The sequence below is a fragment of the Bacillus sp. L75 genome, from assembly GCF_003676355.1.
GTDB classification, from domain to species: Bacteria; Bacillota; Bacilli; order Bacillales; family Bacillaceae; genus Bacillus; species Bacillus velezensis.
Window position 1 is genome coordinate 480498 of sequence record NZ_ML064901.1, and the last position, 16627, is coordinate 497124.

Sequence of the window (16627 nt, forward strand, 5' to 3'; positions counted from 1 at the left end):
AAGGCCGGATATACAAGCCTTAAAGACTTATAGTATAATTACTGCGAAAAAAGGATACGAATGTCAAAGAGACAATCGTTTACCATAATCAGGGGGAGTTAAAAGAATGAAGAAGATCACTGCCGTCTGGGCGGCGCTCTTGGTCACCGCCTTTGTGGTCGCCGGCTGTTCCGGCGCACAGGAAGAAGGAAGCGCGGCCAAACAAAAAGCCGTCTCAACCGAAGCATTCCCGGTAACCATTAAGGATGCCGCGAACGAAAAAGTAACCTTAAAGCAGGCACCGGAAAAAATCGTTTCCCTCATGCCGAGCAATACGGAAATTACATACGCGCTCGGACTGGGAGATAAGGTCGCAGGCGTCACAACAAATGATACATATCCGAAAGAAGCGGTAAAAAAACCGAAAGTCGGAGATATGAATGTGAACGCTGAAAAAGTCATCGCGCTGAAGCCGGATCTCGTGCTTGCCCACGCGTCCTCTATGTCCGCTTCCGCCGATGCGATGAAGCAGCTGAAAGATGCGGGCATCACCGTCTTAACGGTCAATGATGCGCAATCGTTCCAAGATGTGTACAAATCAATCAGCATGATCGGGAAAGCGGCCGGCAAAGAAAAGCAGGCGGATAAGCTGATCAAATCGATGAAATCCGACCTTTCCGGCATAGAAAAGAAAGCGGCGGCCATTTCTGAAAAAGACGAAAAGAAAGTATTCGTCGAAGTGTCTCCTGACGGCTACACGACGGGGAAAGGCACGTTTATGAACGAAATGCTTGAAGATATACACGCGAAAAACGCCGCCGGCAGCCAGACCGGCTGGGTTCAGCTGACGGATGAAGCGATTGTCAAAATGAATCCGGACGTCATCATTACGACAGACGGCGTAAAGGCCGCTGAAGTGGAAAAACGCGCCGGCTGGGGTGCCGTCAATGCGGTCAAACACCACAATGTCTATTCTGTTGATCCCGACCTTGTCACACGCTCAGGCCCGCGCCTTGTCAAAGGGGTCGAGAAGCTTGCAGAAAGCGTTTATCCTGAAACGTTTAAAAAGTAACCGCCCGCTGGCCTACACGGTCAGCCTGCTGTTTTTAGCCGTTTGTACGGCACTCGGCATTTCAATCGGCAGTCTGCATATTCCTTTATCCGACGTTTTTTGGATCGGGATCGGCCGGACATCCTCGGCTGACCCTATGAATGTAAATATTATGATGAATATCCGCCTGCCGAGAGTCGTTCTGGCTGCCCTTGTCGGAGCCGCGTTATCCATTGCGGGAGCGGCGTTTCAGGGACTTCTGAAAAATCCGCTCGCCGACCCTTATACACTCGGGGTATCTTCGGGAGCCTCAGCGGGAGCCGTTATCACCTTGTTTTTCGGCATTCAGATTCCCGTCATCGGCCGGTTCACACTACCGGTTGTCAGCATCGCCGCAGCCATTGCGGTCATGGCGGCGGTTCTGTTTTTCAGCCGCCTCGTTCATGCGTCGATGTCGGTTTCGACGCTCATTTTGACAGGCATCATCATGAATTCTTTTCTCGGGGCTCTCATATCGCTTGTGATCGCTTTAACGGGCAATGATCTGCTCCCGATTGTCCGCTGGCTGTTAGGAAGCGTGTCAATGAGGGGCTGGGGCTATGTCGCGCTGTTTCTGCCTTTTTTTCTGGCCGGGACGGCGCTTCTGCTTATCAATGGCAGAGAATTAAACATTATGACTTATGGAGAAGAAAAGGCAAGGCTGTTAGGCGTCAGTACGGGAAAAAGAAAATGGCTGATGATCGCCGCCGGATCTCTGCTGACGGGAGGAGCGGTTGCCGTCTCGGGGACGATCGGATTTGTCGGCCTTGTCATTCCCCACGTGACACGGCTTTTGTGGGGGACGGATCATCGCCATTTACTGCCGCTGTCAGCATTGACGGGCGCCGGGTTTCTCATTTTGGCGGATTTGTTTTCCCGCACCGTCATTGAGCCTGTCGAATTGCCGATCGGCATTATGACGGCTTTGGCGGGAGCGCCTGTGTTTGCCTTGATTCTGCTTCGCCAGCATCATGGAGGGAAACGCTTATGATCAGGGTGAGCAGCCTGTCCGGCGGGTACGGAGGCCGGATGATTGTAGAAGATGTCAGCTTTACCGCCGGAAAAGGTGAATTTGTCGGCATACTCGGTCCGAACGGCTCGGGAAAAACAACGCTGTTGAAATTGCTGACGGGAATGCTCTCTCCGTCAAAAGGCGAGGTGCTCGTAGCAGGCAGGCCCGTCGGCGGATACAAGCCGCGGGAACTTGCGAAAATCATGGCCGTTTTGCCGCAGCATACAGAGCAAGCTTTTACATTTACCGTTAAGGAAACAGTGTCCTTCGGCAGATATCCGTATCAAAAAGGACTCTTCAGACAGATGGATCAACATGACGAAGACATTGTCCGGGAAGCGATGGAAATGACGGGCATCGACCGATATGCGCAGCAATCCGTCCGCAATCTGAGCGGCGGGGAGCGGCAGCGCGTCTTTCTGGCGCAGGCGCTGGCTCAGCAGCCTGAGGTGCTGTGTCTGGATGAGCCGACGACCTTTCTTGATCTCAAATATCAGAAAGACCTGCTTGATACGGTGAAGCGGTTGACGAGAGAAAGAGGCCTGACGGTCATCAGTATTTTTCACGACCTAAACGCCGCAGGCCAATATTGTGATCAGCTCCTGATGATGAAAGACGGACGCGCTTTTCCGAAGCAGACGCCGGATCAGGCTTTGAAAAAAGAGACGATTGAAGACATTTACGGCATCACCGTCAGCGCTGTTGCCCAGCAATCGTCACCGAAACCGCTGATCGCTTTCATGCCGGAAGCGCAGGAGGAAAGAGAGCCTGTCAACGTTCCGTTCGCCTCTCTGATAAACAAAAGCGGAAATACCGTAACGCTTCATACAGAACGGCCGTTCAGAATGTTGTCAACCGCATCTGACGGCCCGGGCTTTTCGTGGAGCCGCCGGCTTTCCGGCTCAGCGGCCGCTGGTTTGATCTGCCGTACGTTTGATTCGGTCACAATTGCCGTGACTGCGCAGCATACCGTTTGGGTGCTGATCAGCGGACGTTTATCGGAACAGGGATTTGTACGGCTGTTAACGGCAGCGGCTGAAGCGAGAATGCAGGCTCTTTCCGGCAGACAGGCAAAAGGCGACATTGTCATTTGCGCCTTGCAGACAGGAGAGGCGATGGATGTCCCTCACGCGGAAAGAGCCGTCAGAAGAGGAACCGCGGCATGTGTAAAAGCGGCGGAAGAAGGAGGAATACAACGATGAAGCTGTATACGAAAACCGGTGATAAAGGACAGACAAGCCTGATCGGCGGCAGAACGGATAAAGACAGTCTGCGGGTTGAAAGCTACGGGACGATTGATGAGCTGAACAGCTTTATCGGGCTTGCGCTTGCGGAGCTTGATGATTGTGAGAATTGCGGTGATGTGAAAGCCGAACTCCGAAACATTCAGCATGAGCTGTTTGACTGCGGCGGCGACTTGGCGACGGTCACTGAACATAGAAGCTATACATTAAGAGAGACATCTATTTCCGCATTGGAGGACTGCATAGACCGTTACACGGCTGAAGCGCCCCCGCTTGAGAAATTTATTCTTCCGGGCGGTCATAAGGCGGCTGCTCAGCTTCACATCGCGCGGACCGTCACAAGACGGGCTGAGCGTCTCGTCGTGAAACTGGGCAAAACAGAAGAGATAAACGATACGGTGATGCGTTACTTGAACCGCCTGTCTGATTATTTTTTCGCGGCGGCAAGAGCGGTTAACGCAAGACAGGGCGTTCAGGATATAGAATATGAAAGAAGCGCCGCGGTATTCCGTGATGATGAATAACGTTTTGTTCAGCCGGCAGCAGCAAGCCGGCTGTTTTTTTATAGAGATATCCATCAATTGAACCTTTATTGACAGGAGGAAAATGTATCTTATGCATTATTGACTGAAAAATTAAAAAATGAGATATTATAAGAAACATTGTAAAATAATGGGGGATTTGATAGATGGATACATATAATAAGAGCGAGAGCATCTGGAATAAAAATTTCACCCTTCTGTTTATCTCAAGGCTGGTTAAATTGTCAGGCGACGGTTTTGCCTTTAATTCCATTCTGTGGTTTTTAATTTTTGACGGGGAAGGCGCGATCGGCACGTCCCTGCTCATTGCGGTCACGTTCCTTCCGGAGGCGATGCTGGCGCCGATTACCGGGCCTTTTATGAAGCAGCATACGCTGAAATTCTGGATGTATTTCTCCGACCTGACGCGCGCGGCGGTCGTGTTGATCATTCCGGTCTGTTACTTTAACGGTTTTTCTCCTTTATGGTTTGTCATGCTTCTCATGATTGTGCATTCAGCCACGGGAGCCGCTTATAATCCTGCATCTATCTCATTAATCCCCAATATTGTCAGAGAAAACAGCCTGCAGAAAGCGAATGCGGTCATCCAGTCATCAGGCCAGATCGTCAGGCTTGCCGCCATTACGCTGAGCGGGGTGTTCTTAACATTTATCAGTCCCGCTTATTCTTTGTTTATCGCTCTTATATTCTATCTTCTATCAGGTTTTCTCGTACTCTTTATGTCATACCAAGTCCAGCATGCCAAACAGGATACAGTCGCCGTCAGACAGCGCGGGACGTATTTCGGAAGGCTCAAACGGGGTTTCGTTCTTGTCAGGAAACACCAGATTTTATACCCGCTCGCCATCTATTGTATCTTCATGAATTTTGCGGCCGCTCCGTGGGAGGCGCTCTCTGCCGTTTATGTCGCCGAAGATTTAAACATGCCGCCGATCATCTACTCGCTTTTGAAAGCGACAGGCACGGGCGGAGCCTTTTTAATGGGTTTTATTTTGGCTAAGGTGAAGGTGAACAAATACGGCCTCCTGTTTGTGTCAGCGGGAATCATAGAAGGAGCGGCATTTTTCATCACCGGCCTCAACACTTTTCTGCCGCTCGTCTTCCTCGCCGCGTTTGCGTTCGGATCTGCCGTCAGCGCTATTAATGTGCCGGAATATACGATTATTCAGACGTCTGTGGACCATGATGACCAGCCGCAAGTCTATGCCGTCATCCATATGATCTCAAACATATCCATTCCGCTCGGCGCGGTTCTTTGCGGATACGCGGCTAACGCCTTCGGTCCCGGAAAAGTCATTGCCGCCGGCGGTCTCGTTGAAGTCCTGTCCGGTCTCGGAATATTGTTCTTTACGAAGCTGGCCAAAGCCGAACGCTCAGATCTCATCAGGGAAAAAGAAGCGAGCATCAGAATATAGATTTTTCGTGAAACGCCCTGCGCCGTCCGGTGCAGCGGCGTTTTTTTATGCGAAGGTCCGGGGGCTTATACGACTCCGGTCTGATATGAAAATCAATCTCTGACTCGTTTTGCCGGCCGCGGGATTTGTTTATAGTAAAGACAAGGAAAACGAAAGGAGGATCTGCATGAATATAAATGGCAAAACGGCAGGCGGCTTTCTGCTGATTGTGTTCGGACTTTCTGTCTTTTTCGGAGGAGGCCATTTCGCATTTATCATCCCGCTGGCGATCGGAGGCCTGATGCTTTACTGGGGAATCAAACGTTTTTCAAAAGGCCGGGCGGTATCGGGTATCATCGCGGGCGTCATCGGAGCTATGATTCTCGTCGGTTCTCTTCCATTTATCGTTGCGATCGGACTGGCCGGCGCCATGGTGTATTTCGGGTGGAAGATGATGAAGCAGGGCGGCTCAGATACCGCTTCCCGCCAGTATGAACCGGAAGCGGCATCACCGGGCTATCAATCCGGATTTGACTCTGAATGGGAAGAATTTCTGAAGAAAAAATAAGGAGGAAGACAAAATGGTCTTAAAAAGAATAAGAAATATGTTCGTCGCATCTGTTAACGAAGGGCTTGATAAATTAGAAAATCCGAAAGTCATGCTGAATCAATATGTGCGTGATATGGAAAGTGACATCGCTAAGGCGAAACAAACGATTGTCAAACAGCATACGATCGTCCATCAGTTTAAGAAAAAACAGGAAGACGCCTCCGAAACGGCGGCAAAACGGAAAAACCAAGCTCAGCTTGCTTTTGACGCCGGGGAAGAGGAGCTAGCGAAAAAGGCGCTGACTGAAATGAAATACCTTGAGGGAAAAGCGGCCGAACATGAAAAAGCGTATGAGCAGGCGAAAACACAGCTGGCAGAGCTGAAAGAGCAGCTGGAAACTTTAGAAACGCGCCTCCGCGACGTAAAGGATAAAAAACAGGCGCTCATCGCCCGCGCAAACGCGGCAAATGCGAAGGAACATATGAACGCTTCTTTCGACAAAATTGACAGCGAAAGCGCCTACAGAGAGTTCCTTCGAATGGAAAGCCGCATTGAAGAAATGGAAGTCCGCGTCAAATACGGCACTTCAGCTGAGGCGAACACAGAATACAGCCGCTCCCAATATTCAGACGAGGTGGAAGCTGAGATTGAAAAAATGCGCTCGCTTTCTCTGGAAAAAACAGAGCGTCAAAAAGCGGCTCATGAATAATGTGCACAAGGGAAGATCGGCGCGTTTACGCCTCTTCCCTATACGCACGTATCAATTATCCGGCTTTTCCTTTATAATAAAATGAATGAAAAAGGATGGAACGTAATGAAGCGTAAGATTGCCAAAGGACTGATGGCGGCGTCCGTTCTGATCTGCTGTCTGTTTTTGGTGAAAGAAGTGTTTGCCGGGCGTTTTTTTCCGTTGTGCGAAACAGAAGCGGAATCGGCAAGCATACCGCCGCGTGCCGTCAACAGCCTGTCGGTTTCATCGGAACAGACGGATGTAAAAATCATCGCGGAAGCGCGGAATGATATCGCGGCAAACATGACGGGACCGGCGGGGAAAATGTTTGTCCAAAGCAGGGGAAAGACCCTCAATCTTAAAGCGAAGGAGAAAGGGTTCCAATTTCTGAATCTCTTTCAGCGCCCTCTGCTGATTGTCCGCATTCCGTATGATTATCATCGGGACATCACCGTCCATACATCAAGCGGCAGCATTGCCGTCGACGGAAACAAGGGGCTGTCTCTTGCGCACCTCGGCGTCCGTTCTGTAAGCGGGAACATGTCGCTGAAGCACGTGAAGACGGATGTGTTTGAAGCGAAGGGGCTGTCGGGCAATCTCACAGCAGCAGGCCTTGCGGCAAAAACGGGGGCTGTCCGTTTATCCTCGGGACATGTCGGGCTTCAACATGTGGCGGGCGCCCTTGACGTGCGGGTCGCTTCTGGCAGTGTCGATGCCTCGCTTGAGACGGCGGATGCTCCCGTATCCGTCAGGCTTGCGAGCGGCAGCGCAGCGATCAGCCTGCCGAAAGACGGAAGTTTTACGGTGAACGCCGAGACGGCAAGCGGAAGGATTCGGCCGTCTTATTCCTTTGAGAAAACGAGTAAGGAAGGCGGGGCATTTACCGGCATGAAAGGCAGCGGCGCCAGGCCGATTGATATAAAAGTGACGAGCGGCAATATTGCACTGCAATAGTCAAGGAAAGGAGGGGCAAGCAGCTGATGGCAAAAAAACAGATTCTCGGACTTATCATCGCCTTATTAGGCGTCAGCATGTTTTTGCGTATTATCGGCATCGGCGACTTCTTGTTTTGGCCGCTCTTTTTTCTGATCACAGGTTATATTTTTAATAAATATTCCCGCGGCTGGCTCGGCTCCGTCCTGTATATCTTCGCCGCTTTTTTATTTTTGAGGAACCTGTTCAGCGCCACCTTTAACCTGTTCGGCTATGCCTTCGCCGCCTTTCTCATATACGCGGGCTACAGGCTCCTGAAAGGAAAGCGCGTGTATGAACATAAAGAGAAGAAAATCAATCTTGAAAAAGAAGAAAAGCCTTCCGCCCAGACGGAAAGCAGACAGCCGGACCTCCGCAGCTTTTTTATCGGCGAGCTCCGGATGATGAAGGACCCGTTTGAGCTGAATGATTTAAATGTTTCCGGATTCATCGGCGATGTGAAAATTGATTTGTCAAAAGCGATGATTCCCGAAGGAGAAAGCACGATGACCATCAGCGGTGTCATCGGCAATGTCGATGTGTACGTCCCGCCGGATATCGAAGTGTCCGTCAGTTCATCGGCTTTTATCGGCGATATGAACCTGCTCGGCTCTAAGAAAAGCGGCATGAGCCCGAATCTGTATAAAGTATCGTCTGAGTACGGCGACTCGCCGCGGCGGATTAAAATTTCAATTTCGTTATTCATCGGCGATGTGGATGTGAAGTATTTATGAGGAAAAAATTACTCGCCAATATTCAGTGGCGCGCCATGCGGATGACCGCGGGACTCAGTCTGCTCCTTTGCGCGGTGTTTATTACGCTGATGCTGCTGTATTACGGGCTTGACCCGATGCTGCTGTTTTCTTCCGGCTGGTTCGGTATTCCGTTTGTGGTCATCCTGCTTTTGGCGTCTCTTTCGGCGGGGTTGATTTCCGGTTATGTATATGGCGGCCGCCTGAAAACAAGAATGGATACACTGATTGAAGCGGTTTTGAAATTTGAAAACGGCAATTTTGCTTATCGGGTGCCGCCGCTCGGCGATGATGAAATCGGTCTGGCGGCAGACCAGCTCAACGAAATGGCCAAGCGGGTCGAGCTCCAGGTTACATCGTTGCAAAAGCTCTCCAACGAACGGGCGGAATGGCAGGATCAAATGAAAAAATCGGTCATCACTGAAGAACGCCAGCGGCTGGCGCGCGATCTGCACGATGCCGTCAGCCAGCAGCTCTTTGCCATTTCTATGATGACATCCGCCGTCTTAGAGCAGGTGAAAGATGCGGATGACAAAATCGTCAAACGGATTCGCATGGTTGAACATATGGCGGGGGAAGCGCAAAACGAGATGAGAGCGCTGCTATTGCATTTGCGGCCCGTCACTTTAGAAGGAAAAGGCTTAAAAGAAGGGCTGATTGAGCTGTTAAAAGAGTTCAAAGCGAAGCAGCCGCTGGATATTGACTGGGACATCAGCGATACGGGTGTGTCAAAAGGCGTTGAAGACCATCTGTTCCGCATCGTGCAGGAGGCGCTTTCCAACGTTTTCAGACATTCAAAGGCGACCAAGGTCACCGTCAGGCTCGGCGCGAAACATCAAAAGCTGCAGCTTAAAGTCATTGATAATGGGGCGGGTTTTACGATGGATCAAGTGAAAGCATCCTCATACGGCCTGCATTCCATCAAGGAAAGAGCGAGTGAAATCGGCGGCATAGCGGAAATTATCTCTGTAAAGGGAAAAGGCACGCAGATCGACGTGAAAGTCCCGATTTATCAGAAAACAAAAGGAGAGAACGACAGTGATTCGAGTGTTACTGATTGATGATCATGAAATGGTCAGGATGGGTCTGGCCGCATTTTTAGAAGCACAGCCGGACATTGAAGTCGCCGGTGAAGCATCAGACGGGCAGCAGGGCGTCGATCTGGCCGCAAAGCTTTTGCCGGATGTGATTTTAATGGACCTCGTCATGGACGGCATGGACGGTATCGAAGCGACAAAACAGATCTGCGCGACACTCAATGACCCGAAAATCATCGTGCTGACGAGCTTTATTGATGACGACAAAGTGTATCCGGTGATCGAAGCGGGAGCGCTCAGCTATTTGCTGAAAACGTCCAAGGCGGCAGAAATAGCCGAAGCCATCAGAGCGGCTGCCAAGGGCGAACCGAAGCTTGAATCGAAGGTGGCGGGAAAAGTGCTGTCAAGGCTGCGCCATTCAGAGAATCAGCTTCCGCATGAAACGCTGACAAAAAGAGAACTGGAAATCCTCTGTCTCGTCGCGGAAGGCAAGACGAATAAAGAGATTGGTGAAGAGCTGTTCATTACGATTAAAACGGTGAAAACCCACATTACGAATATATTGTCAAAGCTTGATGTCAGTGACCGCACGCAGGCAGCCGTATATGCCCACCGCAATCATCTCGTGACATAAGAAAAGGAGAGCGGTGCCAGCACACTCTCCCGAGGAACGGGGTCATTGGGACATTCCCTTTGTTCCGAAATCCCTGATGGCGACTTTGACTTTGTATTCAATATCCGATTCACTGAAGTGATGATCCCAGTCAGAGGATATCTTTTTCCATTTATCGGGATAATGAATCCGGACTTGATCGCCTAACCCGGTAATATCCACTTTCAACTCATGCTGCATGTAATCAATGAATGCCATGACATCTGAATGAATGCTGCGTTTTACCGCGTTTTTGATTTCATTTATATAGGACTCCTTGAAGGAATCTTCTTTCGGGTTCCAATCCTCAGATAGACGGCCTTCAACAAACCGGGTAACGATAAACTTGAATTTTCCGTTTTTATATTGTGTTTTTACATCATATTTGCTGGAAAATACCTCGAAAGACAAATAATAATTGTCATGCTTTGCAAACGTAACGCCTCCCTTTACCGTGCCTGTGAACAGGTTCATATTCTGGACTTGTAAAGGAGTTAGATTCGCATACCAGAATTTATTTTTAATAATGGTAGCGCCCCAGATTTCCAGTCTGCTGCCCACTTTGCGAACTTGAGGAAGGGCAAAGGTCTCGCCCTTGGCGATTCTCTCGGATATTTCCCCCAATGTCACGGGCTCCATCATCCGGATGGTGACCGCATTATTCTCCGTTAAGTCATAGATCGTATTTGACGCAGGCTCTCCCTGGTCACTGATTTTGAAAATATCTTTCGTTTTATCCGGCACCGTCATCACATTGCAGCTTCTTCTCGTACCGTTGTCCCTGATAAATTGGTTCATCAATGCGTCAAGCGGGATGTCGTCCTTTAACAGCGCCTCGGAAAACAGCATGATACGCAAGTGCTGGGAGAAAGCGGGGTGATTTTTTAATGATGCCGTTCGTAAGGCTTGATGGACGGTTTCTCCGGAAGTGGAAGTCACCTTTGTCGTGTCGCTCCCTGACGACGACTGCTGGGAACTTGCTTTTTGCGGAACCAGAATCTGCTGCGTCACTTCCACGTTTTCTTCCTCGGGTTTATCGAGCCCGACGCCGATAACGAGACTCAAATCTTCTATATTGCGGCTGTCCCAGCATCCGGCCAAAAGCAATGTGCAAAGAATGATTACGATATATTTCTTCATTGCGCTTTTTTCACCTTCCTTTTCACAGCGACGACTGCAAACATCAGTAAAGGCAGCAAAAAGAAAACCAAGAAGATATAGCCGAGAATATCACTGAACAGCATCAGCTTGTTAGCGTCTTTTGGCATCAATGATCCGAAGAATGTCGCAATGCCTACGAAAATGATGCCCTTTTTGTGCTTCAGCCCGAAAATTTTATTAAGACCCGATGTCGCGAAATATCCGTACGATACATAGGTGGCGAAAAATTGGATAATCCAGACGGCAAGCAAAAAAGACTCGAATCTTTCGATAAAAAGCCCTTTGATTTCAAATGATTGAAAAAGCGCAATCGTAGGCCAGATCATTGTTTTGACATCCTGGGTGGTTAAGGCGCCGACGACGAGCACGTAGGTAATGATGTATAAAATAATCGGGATGCCAAAGCCCATGGCCGACATACGGAACGTGTGCTTTTTATTTTTGATGTGCTCAGGGAGAAACAGCATAATCTCAATTCCTAAGAATGAAACAGAAACGACGGTCAAGGAAGCCATAACGGGAGAAAACCCCTGTCCGAGCACCGGCCGCAGGTTGTCCAGATCAAATATTTTAAAGCTGAAAGAAAACACCACCAGCAAAATAATGATCGTAATCGTTAAATAGAAAGGAAAGAGCCTGCCGAGATCGCTCATGCCGCCGATAATTAAATAAACGGAACAGGCGATAAAGATAAACAGCGTAACCGGCACGGGCGTTCTCTCCAATAAAAAGAACTTGACCATTTCCGCCATCGCCCGGGCTTCGAAGCTGGCGACTCCTATAAAATAGAGACAGATCATAAGATTGACGATATTTCCCGCCCATTTGCCGAGGCCTTCGTTCATATAATCAAACAATGATCCGTACTGATGCTTTTTCATAATGAGCGTATTGAGATAAATCAAAAAGATAAAGATGACGCCTTCCAGACATAATGCAATCCAGCCGTCCGGCGAATTCGCCCTTGATGACAGCGACCGCGGCATGGTAAGGAGTCCCGCCCCGAGCATCGTGTTGGAAATCAATGCCGTCCCTTGATAGCTAGTAAGCTTATTGAGAGTTGTTTTCTGGCTCATTTACGTTTTTCGCCTCTTTTGGTTGATTTTTAATAGGGAGACGGAGAATAGAGTCGTTTGCGTTTTTTAAGCTGAAAAATCCATTCGGCGAGAAATACGGAGAACCGAAGCTTCGCTGTCTCGATAAATGAGTGTAGATCGCCAGCATAAATAAAATCATGCCGTACAGCCCGAAAGCTGCGGCGGTAAACATCGAAATGAAACGGAGCACACGGAATGACAGACCCATCCCGTACTGCGGCACCGTAAATGAAGCAAGCGCGACAATGCTGACCACGATGACCATGATGGAGCTGACAATATTCGCTTCAACGGCCGCTTGGCCGATGACGACTCCGCCCACCAATCCGATCGTCTGGCCGAGCGGGCTGGGAAGCCTCAAGCCCGCTTCTCTCAGCAGCTCTATCGTAATTTCCATTACCATCGCTTCAATGATAGGCGGGAAGGGAACGTTTTCTCTGTTCGCCGCGATGGTGACTGCAAGCGACGTCGGCAGCAGCCCTTGGTGAAACGAAACGAGGGCGATATAAATGGACGAAAAAAACAGCGTAATAAAAATAGACGTAAACCGCAGCACCCGGATGAGCGAGGCGGAAATCCACCGTTCATAATAATCATCGGGAGACTGCATTAAAATTCCTAAAGAAGCCGGAACCACCAGCGCAAACGGCGAGTTGTCGACAAGGATGGCGACGCGGCCGTTGAACAAGGCGGAAGAGACTTTATCAGGCCGTTCCGTATTTTGTATTTGCGGAAAGGGCGAATACTTATTATCCTCAATAAGCTCCTCAAGCGTTCCGGAATCCTGAATGTCGTCCATCTTCACTTCGCTGAGGCGCTTTACAACATCGCTGACGACAGATGGGTCCGCCTTATCATCTATGTACATGACCGTGGCGTATTTTAACTTATTTTCTCCGATCGGAACCTTTTTCGTTTTCAGCTTCGGATGGTTCGTGCGCTGCCTGATCATGGCGACGTTTGTATCAGAATCTTCTATGAAGGCGATTTTCGGACCTCTTACGACCTTTTCGGATGTGGGTTCATTCACGCTTCTTTTTTCTCTTTTTCCCGTGGACAAAATGTATACGCTGTCAAGTCCGTTAATAAATAAGGCGCATTTTCCCCGTAGAATGGAGATGACGGCTTCCTTCGACGTAAAGACGGGACGGGCGTCAATCTTATCAAGACGTTTCGACACCGTATCCAGCGTCAGAGTGTCTTCTTCCCGAAGCAGCGTTTCAATCGCTTCTTTTATTTTGTCTTCATCGTTCATTTCACTCAGATACATATAATAAAAAACAAGCCCGTTCGGAAGCATCTTTTTATTTTGAACCAGGTCATCATTCTGCTCTACGTGGGGAAGCACCAGTGCCAGGTTAACGTGTATGTATTCCTTGAATTCCGATTGCGCCAACGACAGTCACCCGCCTTCCAATCCTTAATTGAGGTTATCTTTTCCTGTTAAAAAAATGATATACTATGATAAAGTATTTAATGGTACAAGTTTTTTTATGAAAGCGGAGGAGAGATGTGGCACAAGTCAGACTGGCAGGGAATGCCGAAGAAATTGAACAGCTCATCAAATCATTTGAAGCGCATTACGAAGTGGCTTACACGTCGAAAGAATACCGTAAAACAAATCCGAAGTATAAATACTCTAAGGATTCGCGCGTCTATCTTGAGCTGAAATTAAAAACGGCCAAGGCCGAAAAATAAAAAGGGTTTCATCTGTTACTGGCGAATAATACTCAGGGTGAAGCAACTGTTATGGAGGGATACATAAATGGACTACAGAATTGAAAAAGACACCATGGGAGAAGTTAAAGTTCCGGCAGATAAATTTTGGGGCGCTCAGACACAGCGCAGCAAAGAGAACTTCAAAATCGGTTCAGAAAAAATGCCTCAGCGTGTTGTGAAGGCGTTTGCAATATTGAAAAGAAGCACAGCGATCGCCAACGAACGCCTCGGCAACTTAGAGTCTGAAAAAGCACAGGCGATTGCCGCTGTATGTGACGAGGTTTTAAACGGCAAATACGACGATAACTTTCCGCTCGTTGTCTGGCAGACGGGAAGCGGCACGCAAAGCAACATGAACATGAATGAAGTGGTGGCCAACCGCGCGACTGCTTTACTGAAAGAAAAAAATTCCGAGCTGAAGATTCATCCGAATGATGACGTCAACCGCAGTCAAAGCTCAAACGATACATTCCCGACGGCGATGCACGTTGCGGCGGTTCTTGCCGTATATGAGCAGCTCGTTCCGGCGCTTGATCAGCTGCGCGCGACGCTTGATGAAAAAGCGAAAGCTTATCAGGATATTGTGAAAATCGGACGCACGCATTTGCAGGACGCCACTCCGCTGACGCTCGGACAGGAAATCAGCGGCTGGGTATACATGCTTGACCGTTCGAAAGAAATGATTCTTGAGTCAACGGAAAAAATCCGCGCGCTTGCCATCGGAGGCACGGCAGTCGGCACGGGAATCAACGCCCATCCGCAGTTCGGTGAATTCGTCGCGGAAGAAATCACAAAAGTAACGGGGCAGACATTCAAGAGTTCGCCTAACAAATTCCACGCGCTCACAAGCCATGATGAAATCACTCACGTTCACGGCGCGTTAAAAGCATTGGCTGCCGACCTGATGAAGATTGCCAACGATGTCAGATGGCTGGCAAGCGGCCCGCGCTGCGGAATCGGCGAAATCGTCATTCCTGAAAATGAGCCGGGAAGCTCTATCATGCCGGGCAAAGTCAACCCGACGCAAAGTGAGGCGCTGACAATGATCGCCGCGCAAGTGATGGGAAATGACGCGACAATCGGATTTGCGGCCAGCCAAGGAAACTTCGAGCTGAATGTCTTCAAACCGGTTATTATCTATAACTTCCTGCAGACCGTGCAGCTGCTCAGTGACGGAATGAATTCCTTCCATGACAAATGCGCTGTCGGTATTGAGCCGAACCAAGAGACGATTCAGGAAAATCTCTCTAACTCATTAATGCTTGTTACGGCGCTTAACCCGCACATCGGTTATGAAAACGCCGCGAAAATCGCCAAGCTTGCCCACAAAGAAGGCCTGACGCTGAAAGAAGCGGCATTACAGCTGAACCTTCTGACAGAAGAACAATTTAATGAAATGGTGCGTCCGGAAGATATGGTGCACCCGAAAGCATAAAAAGAAAGAACGGCTGCAGTCATTGCGGCCGTTCTTCTAAATAAACTGCTGTTTCAGTAAAAATCTGAGCTGTTCTGCATCTTCAGCCAGCAGGTCGGATTCCTTCAAATTCAAAATCATTCCTTTGATGATTGCCGGTTTCGGCGACTTTTTCTTCATTTCCGCTTCCAGAATATCCAAGCTCTCGGTGAATTCAGATGCTTGCGTCTTATCCATCGTGCCGATGCGCGTGCGGAGGGTCTGCAAGATCGATTGGCTTAAAGGATCGGGCTGCCCGTTATGAAGGGGCCCAAACAGTGAGCTTGCCTCATCAAGAGAAATAAACGCTTCATCATGTCTGTCCGCCATTCCGTTTACGATGTCATCAATTCTGTGAATCACGGTATTTGCCAAAAGCGAAGGCTGTACGGACCGGCCGGTCAGAATGAGATATTCAAGATACATCTGACTGATTCCTTCTATTAAAAAACAAAGCTCGGCTGTGTATGGTTCAGCTTTTTCTCCGTAAATCGCAAGAAGACTGTCGATATGAAACTGCAGGATCGACCGGCGGATTCTCTTTCCGCACTGCGCCGCTTCTTCGGTATAAGGAAGTGAACCGTCTTTCATCTGCACGGTAATAAAATCCTGATGGGCGAGAATCGATTCGTAAAACACCGCAAGCTGTTTTTGGTAAGCGGCTCTCGGACTGTCACCCTCCGTTTGGATCGTCGTGATTCGGGTAAACGTTTTATCATAGTAGTAATTCAGCATGGATAGGAGCAGTGCTTCTTTGGAAGGAAAGTAAAGATAAAAAGCGCCTTTTGAGATTTTGCATTCATCGGCGATTTCCTGAACCGATGTAGATTTGTACCCTTTTCGGGCAAACAGTTTGATTGCTGCTTCAATGATCAGCTTTTCTTTTTCCTTCAATGGTTCCACCCTTTCGGAGCCAGGAGGCTGGCTTGTGCTTCTCATGTATGACTATATGGTCATATTGATATTCCGTAAATTTAACCTGATTGTAACTTGTTTTTTTGTTTTGTTTTATTTATATTATAAAGTGAGCTGACCGAATGGTCAAAGTTCTGGCGAAAGGGTGAATCTGAAAATGAAAGAATTAGATGAAATGATCAGCCGCTTGCGAAACAGAGGAATTAAAGTCGAAAAGGTGAAATATCCGAAAAAGACAATTTGTGAAAAGAAATGGGTTCATCAATGCCAAAAACCGCTGAAAGCAAACTACAGAGATTTTAACGGCTATTCCTTCACATAAAAAAAG

18 protein-coding genes are annotated in these 16627 nt (G+C 48.8%); 14 read left to right on the plus strand and 4 right to left on the minus strand.

The window, feature by feature from the left end; genetic code table 11:
* Positions 1-106: 106 nt before the first annotated feature.
* The 11 genes from D5S11_RS02490 (at position 107) to liaR (ending at position 9936) form a co-directional block, all read left to right on the plus strand.
* Positions 107-1051, plus strand: coding sequence for an ABC transporter substrate-binding protein (locus tag D5S11_RS02490; protein ID WP_108724736.1), 945 nt, complete (start codon positions 107-109; stop codon positions 1049-1051).
* Positions 1014-2060 carry a FecCD family ABC transporter permease gene (locus D5S11_RS02495; RefSeq protein WP_025285248.1) on the plus strand — a complete coding sequence of 349 codons (1047 nt, stop codon included), beginning with the start codon at positions 1014-1016 and terminating at the stop codon, positions 2058-2060. Before D5S11_RS02490 ends, D5S11_RS02495 begins: the two co-directional genes overlap by 38 nt.
* Positions 2057-3283, plus strand: coding sequence for an ABC transporter ATP-binding protein (locus tag D5S11_RS02500; protein WP_108724737.1), 1227 nt, complete (start codon positions 2057-2059; stop codon positions 3281-3283). The genes D5S11_RS02495 and D5S11_RS02500 overlap by 4 nt, the downstream gene beginning before the upstream one ends.
* Positions 3280-3849 carry a cob(I)yrinic acid a,c-diamide adenosyltransferase gene (locus tag D5S11_RS02505; RefSeq protein WP_007613687.1) on the plus strand — a complete coding sequence of 190 codons (570 nt, stop codon included), beginning with the start codon at positions 3280-3282 and terminating at the stop codon, positions 3847-3849. Before D5S11_RS02500 ends, D5S11_RS02505 begins: the two co-directional genes overlap by 4 nt.
* Positions 3850-4013: 164 nt before the next feature.
* Positions 4014-5282, plus strand: a complete 1269-nt coding sequence (locus D5S11_RS02510) for an MFS transporter (protein WP_007410055.1) — start codon at positions 4014-4016, stop codon at positions 5280-5282.
* Positions 5283-5448: 166 nt separating this feature from the next.
* The gene (locus D5S11_RS02515; RefSeq protein WP_007410056.1) at positions 5449-5829 is read left to right on the plus strand and encodes a protein liaI; all 381 of its coding nucleotides are present in this window, start codon (positions 5449-5451) and stop codon (positions 5827-5829) included.
* A gap of 13 nt (positions 5830-5842) precedes the next feature.
* Positions 5843-6520, plus strand: coding sequence for a stress responsive protein LiaH (liaH, locus tag D5S11_RS02520; protein WP_007410057.1), 678 nt, complete (start codon positions 5843-5845; stop codon positions 6518-6520).
* Positions 6521-6625: 105 nt separating this feature from the next.
* The gene (gene liaG, locus D5S11_RS02525) at positions 6626-7495 is read left to right on the plus strand and encodes a LiaG family protein (RefSeq protein ID WP_007410058.1); all 870 of its coding nucleotides are present in this window, start codon (positions 6626-6628) and stop codon (positions 7493-7495) included.
* A gap of 26 nt (positions 7496-7521) precedes the next feature.
* Positions 7522-8247, plus strand: coding sequence for a cell wall-active antibiotics response protein LiaF (liaF, locus tag D5S11_RS02530; protein WP_020956324.1), 726 nt, complete (start codon positions 7522-7524; stop codon positions 8245-8247).
* Positions 8244-9326: a two-component system sensor histidine kinase LiaS gene (gene liaS, locus D5S11_RS02535; protein WP_015418185.1), complete on the plus strand. Its 1083-nt coding sequence runs from the start codon at positions 8244-8246 to the stop codon at positions 9324-9326. Before liaF ends, liaS begins: the two co-directional genes overlap by 4 nt.
* Positions 9304-9936, plus strand: coding sequence for a two-component system response regulator LiaR (gene liaR / locus D5S11_RS02540; protein WP_007410060.1), 633 nt, complete (start codon positions 9304-9306; stop codon positions 9934-9936). Before liaS ends, liaR begins: the two co-directional genes overlap by 23 nt.
* A 42-nt stretch (positions 9937-9978) precedes the next feature.
* On the opposite strand, the gene D5S11_RS02545 is transcribed toward liaR, so the two are convergent.
* From D5S11_RS02545 to gerAA, 3 genes are read right to left on the minus strand one after another with little or no spacing between them, the layout of a single operon-like run.
* Positions 9979-11094, minus strand: a complete 1116-nt coding sequence (locus tag D5S11_RS02545; RefSeq protein ID WP_007410061.1) for a Ger(x)C family spore germination protein — start codon at positions 11092-11094, stop codon at positions 9979-9981.
* A complete protein-coding gene (locus tag D5S11_RS02550) occupies positions 11091-12191 on the minus strand; it encodes a spore germination protein (protein ID WP_007410062.1) in 1101 nt (366 codons plus the stop codon). The genes D5S11_RS02545 and D5S11_RS02550 overlap by 4 nt, the downstream gene beginning before the upstream one ends.
* Positions 12166-13608 (minus strand): spore germination receptor protein GerAA, encoded by a 1443-nt coding sequence (gene gerAA / locus D5S11_RS02555; protein ID WP_108724738.1) that lies wholly within the window; start codon positions 13606-13608, stop codon positions 12166-12168. The genes D5S11_RS02550 and gerAA overlap by 26 nt, the downstream gene beginning before the upstream one ends.
* Before the next feature lie 116 nt (positions 13609-13724).
* On the opposite strand from gerAA, the gene D5S11_RS02560 reads away from it, so the two are divergent.
* Together D5S11_RS02560 and fumC are read left to right on the plus strand one after the other, a co-directional pair.
* On the plus strand, positions 13725-13910 hold the full coding sequence (locus tag D5S11_RS02560) for a YvzF family protein (protein WP_003151806.1): 186 nt from the start codon (positions 13725-13727) through the stop codon (positions 13908-13910).
* A gap of 67 nt (positions 13911-13977) precedes the next feature.
* Complete coding sequence (gene fumC / locus D5S11_RS02565) at positions 13978-15366, plus strand: class II fumarate hydratase (protein WP_108724739.1); 1389 nt, start codon at positions 13978-13980, stop codon at positions 15364-15366.
* A 36-nt stretch (positions 15367-15402) separates the two neighbouring features.
* On the opposite strand, the gene D5S11_RS02570 is transcribed toward fumC, so the two are convergent.
* The gene (locus tag D5S11_RS02570; RefSeq protein ID WP_007410065.1) at positions 15403-16278 is read right to left on the minus strand and encodes a TetR/AcrR family transcriptional regulator; all 876 of its coding nucleotides are present in this window, start codon (positions 16276-16278) and stop codon (positions 15403-15405) included.
* Between the two features lie 178 nt (positions 16279-16456).
* On the opposite strand from D5S11_RS02570, the gene spxO reads away from it, so the two are divergent.
* Complete coding sequence (spxO, locus tag D5S11_RS02575; protein WP_003151811.1) at positions 16457-16621, plus strand: anti-adapter protein SpxO; 165 nt, start codon at positions 16457-16459, stop codon at positions 16619-16621.
* Positions 16622-16627 lie beyond the last annotated feature (6 nt).